Source organism: Pseudomonadota bacterium, from assembly GCA_010028905.1.
GTDB lineage: Bacteria > Vulcanimicrobiota > Xenobia > RGZZ01 > RGZZ01 > RGZZ01.
The window spans coordinates 1-4,136 of sequence record RGZZ01000454.1; the positions used below are offsets into that span (position 1 = coordinate 1).

Genomic DNA, 4,136 nt, shown 5'->3' on the forward strand with positions numbered 1-4,136 from the left:
GTCCGCTTCGCCCGCGTAACTTCCGCTGGATCGTCGAAGGCAAGATGGCAGGCTGCGGCCTTCCCGACAGCCCCAACCACATCGCCTGGGCCGCCGAGTCAGGGCTGCGCGCCATCGTGTCGGCCACACCCATGGCGGCCTCGGCCGAGCGCACCGCGCGTGAGCTGGGGTTCGACCTGCTGTCGCTGCCCATCGAAGATTTTGGTATTCCCAGCCGGGAGCAGATCGAGGCGTTCCTGGCGTGGGCAGACGGCAAGCAGGCGGCCAACGAACCCATCCTCGTGCACTGCTACGCCGGTATCGGCCGCACAGGGACCCTGTGCGCCCTCTGGCTCGTGCACAACGGCGCGACGGCCGACGAGGCGCTGCACCGTGTCGGTGTCGAGTCGGAGGCGCAGCGCAGGCTGCTGCGCACCTACGAGCGCCGCGAGTAACCTGCGTCTGCCCGCGAGACGCCTGACCAGCAGGTCGCGCAGACGAGGGCCGTCCGCAGGGAGAGGGGGCGCGGGCCGTCCGGAGGGAGAGGTAGTTCAGGCCGTCCGCAGGGAGAGGGGGTGCGTCAGTCCTCAGGGAGAGGGAGCGCGTCCGTCCGTAGAGAGAGGTAGTTCAGGCCGTCCGCAGGGAGAGGGAGCGCGTCCGCCCGCAGGGAGAGGGGGCGCGTCAGTCCTCAGGGAGATGAGGCGCAAGCCGTCCGCAGGGAGAGGGGGCAAAACCTCCGCGATGAGACCGTGAGCGTCTCACACCATCTCGAAGTCTTCTTCGATAGGGAAGGGATGCGGGGGCTGCTTCTCGTTTCCCAACCGCTCCATGATGACCACCTGCAGCCCCGCTGCCTTTGCCGCCAGTGCCTCGGCCACGATATCGGTGGCGAAGAGGATGTCTGAGGGCGTGAGCTCCATCTCGTCGGCGATGGTCTCGTAGCTCTTGCGCTCGCGCTTGGGACCGGTCGTGGTGTCGAACCAGTGGCTCACGAACGGGCGCAGGTCACCCTCGTTCGAGTGCCCGATGAGCAGCTGCTGGGCCTCAACGCTGCCCGAAGAGTAGATGCCGATCTTGACCCCGTTGGCGTCCCAGCGCGCCAGGGCACGAATGGCGTCGTCGTAGAGCTCGCCCACGATCTGGCCGCGCTCGTAGCCCTCGCGCCAGATCTTTCCCTGCAGCGACTTGAGCGCCGTGGCCTTGCTGTCACGGGCCATGAGTGCGTGCACGCACTCGCGCACTGCCTTCTGCACGCCACCGCGGGTGACGGGGGGAACGAGCTCGGGGATCTCGGGAACATCGGTGTGCCCAGCGGCGCGCTCGTCGTAGGCGAGGTGGCGCAGGTCCTCGATGTCCTTCTGCACGTCGACGTCGTCGAAGTGCTCAGCCACGTATCGCGCCACGTGCTCGTGGGCGAACGGGAAGAGCGTGTCGTAGACGAAGGCCACCGGTGCGATGGTACCCTCGATGTCGAGCAATACGGCCTGGTACTGGTACTCTGTCTCTGCTGTCATGGCGGCGCGTATGTTCGGCGCCCGTGGGTGCGGCCCTGCCTCGACGATCTCGTTGGTGCGACGGCAGCGCTCTGTCGCCACCGCGGCAGTGTGGCGAGATGAGCTGGGGCTGTGCTCATCTGTGGTGAGATGAGCTGGGGCTGTGCTCATCTGTGGTGAGATGAGCTGGGGTTGTGCTCAACTGTGGCGAGATGAGCTGGGGTTGTGCTCAACTGTGGCGAGATGAGCTGATTTGTGCTCAACTGTGGTGAGATGAGCTGGGATTGTGCTCATCTGTGGTGAGATGAGCTGGGGTTCTGCTCAACTGTGGTGAGATGAGCTGATTTGTGCTCAACTTCGGCGGGTTGAGCTGATATGTGCTCAACTGTGGTGAGATGAGCTGATATGTGCTCAACTTCGGCGGGTTGAGCTGATATGTTCTCAACTGTGGTGAGATGAACTGGGGTTCTGCTCATCTGTGGTGAGATGAGCTGGGGTTCTGCTCATCTGTGGTGAGATGAGCTGATATGTGCTCAACTTCGGCGGGTTGAGCTGATTTGTGCTCAACTGTGGTGAGATGAGCTGATATGTGCTCAACTGTGGTGAGATGAGCTGATATGTGCTCATCTGTGGTGAGATGAGCACCATTGAGCTCAACCCCACCAACGTGAGCACCATTGAGCTCAACCCTCACCGACGTGAGCGCACCCCCCGCAGCGACGCCCCGCCCTCAGCGCGCCGGACGAGGCGCCGGGTACACATTCCCCTGATCCCACAGGCGCACCTCACGCTGCATGAGGTCGGCGTAGCCGGGGCCGTGCACCTGCAGGTCGCCGAAGTTCCCGTCGGCCAGCGACGATCGATGCGCGCTGTCGGGCCGACCAGCGGTGAAGTACGATTCGAACACCTCGGCATAGTGCTCGGCCATGTTGGTCGTGCCGTACTCGGTGATGAATGCCCGATCGTCGCCCTTCTCGTACCGCGCAAGCGAAACATCGCGCTGCACCTTCATCTGCTCGAAGTGCGCGTGTCCCAGCGCGGGGTCGTCGGAGATGAGCGATTCAGCCACGTGACCGAACTCGTGCACGATGGCGCGCTCGCCCTGCTCGAACTTCGTGGCCGGATCGGGGAGCACTGTCGACCGCACCACCAGCAGGCGCGTGCCGTGCTGGTAGAAGCCGCCCACCGTGGGGCTCGACAGGCTCTCGTTGTTCGTCTTGAGGGCGCCCAGGTGCCACGCGCGGATGGGCTGACCCTGATACCAGCCGAGGTCGGGCAGCTCGATGAGCTGCCCCTGCTCGAGCGGCTTGGCGGCATCGAGCTTCTTCCCGAGTACCGTCTGGTTCATCTTCACCGCAAGATCGACGAACTGCTTCACCTGCTCGGGGGTCTGCGCGCCCCTTCGACGGGCCACATCCGCGAGGGTGTCGCCCACGTGCGGTCCAAAGGCGTCAGACGCGCGGATGGCGTCGAGATCACGAGCGCCCGGCAACGGCTTCGCGTCGGTGTACGGCGGGCCGACCACAGCGGGCTCATTCTTGGCGATGCCTCTCGCCGGCTCCGGCGCGTCGGCGGCGAAGAGCCGCGCCGGGACTTCCTTCACCCCGTCGTTGGCCACCCAGATGCGCACCCCCTGCGCGCGCGCGTTCTCGAGCAGCGACGTGGGCAGAATCCCCAGATCGCGCGCGATGTCGGCGCGCTGGGAAGGCGTGGTCTCGGCGTCGAGCATGGCGTCGACGAGGGGAACGTTGATGCGGTAGCGCTCCGCCAGGCGGTGCAGGTCTTCGGGCGACGACGTGGGCGCCAGCATCTCGAAGCGCACGGCCGGGTGCATGCCCTTCTGGTGAGGACGGAGCAGCGGCACGGCCTGGTAGACCTTCTCGTAGTCGGCCTCGGTGAGCTTCACGGGCTTCTGCGCCGAGGCGGGCACATCGGCGAGCACGGCAGCGGGGGCGTCGTCGAAGGTACGCACGGCATCACTGCCCTGGCGCGCCGACAAGACGGGCTGCGTCTGCTCGACAACGACCACCGCGGGCGCGGTGACCGACCCGCCGCCCCCACATCCCGCCAGCGACAGCGCAGCCGTGAAGGCGATGCCCCAGGAGCGCAGCAGGCTCGCCCGAGACCCTCCCTCAGCCGATGCGTCAGCCGACGAGACGCGTGTGCAGAGCATATCAGCGTCTGCCGACCTGAGATCGGCACCGCGGCGTTCCGACGATGCGTTGGAAGCAGCGGTGCAGAGCCCAGGGCGAACCGCCCGCGCGAATGTGTCGCCGATCGAGCGCGACACAGAGCCCTCGCTGTTCGACTCCGCGGGGGCGCTGATGGCGGGGATCACGGGATAAGGCGATGCCACGGCCAGCTTCCCCGAGACGCTGCTGGACGCGCTGGTGGCGGAGATCACGGTGCAGGGCGATGCGACGCCAGTGCGGATGCCGATGTTCATCGCTCGAAACGTCCCTCTTCCTCACGACGAGACAGACAATGGCTCGAAGCGCTCAGCAACGCCCTCAAGAGCCGTCAGCCCATCCCGCCCTTTCTGCAATCGTAGGGGGCTGGCCTGAAAGCGTCCTGAATTCGGCCGACACTTGAGCACCAGCGCAATCACGCAGGACGTGGGCCATAACCTCCCAGGTCACCCCCGCACGCGCAAGAGAACCGCTG

The 4,136-nt window shown here is 65.8% G+C and carries 4 protein-coding genes; 1 reads left to right on the plus strand and 3 read right to left on the minus strand.

What is annotated here, in order from left to right; genetic code table 11:
- On the plus strand, nucleotides 1-434 hold a 434-nt coding region (locus EB084_21015; GenBank protein ID NDD30749.1), incomplete at its 5' end, for a hypothetical protein.
- Nucleotides 435-737: 303 nt separating this feature from the next.
- Here EB084_21015 and mtnC read toward each other — a convergent pair.
- The 3 genes from mtnC to EB084_21030 form a co-directional block, all read right to left on the minus strand.
- On the minus strand, nucleotides 738-1,643 hold the full coding sequence (mtnC, locus tag EB084_21020; GenBank protein ID NDD30750.1) for an acireductone synthase: 906 nt from the start codon (nucleotides 1,641-1,643) through the stop codon (nucleotides 738-740).
- A 270-nt stretch (nucleotides 1,644-1,913) separates the two neighbouring features.
- On the minus strand, nucleotides 1,914-2,150 hold the full coding sequence (locus EB084_21025; protein ID NDD30751.1) for a hypothetical protein: 237 nt from the start codon (nucleotides 2,148-2,150) through the stop codon (nucleotides 1,914-1,916).
- Between the two features lie 52 nt (nucleotides 2,151-2,202).
- Complete coding sequence (locus EB084_21030; GenBank protein NDD30752.1) at nucleotides 2,203-3,918, minus strand: hypothetical protein; 1,716 nt, start codon at nucleotides 3,916-3,918, stop codon at nucleotides 2,203-2,205.
- Between the last annotated feature and the right edge of the window lie 218 nt (nucleotides 3,919-4,136).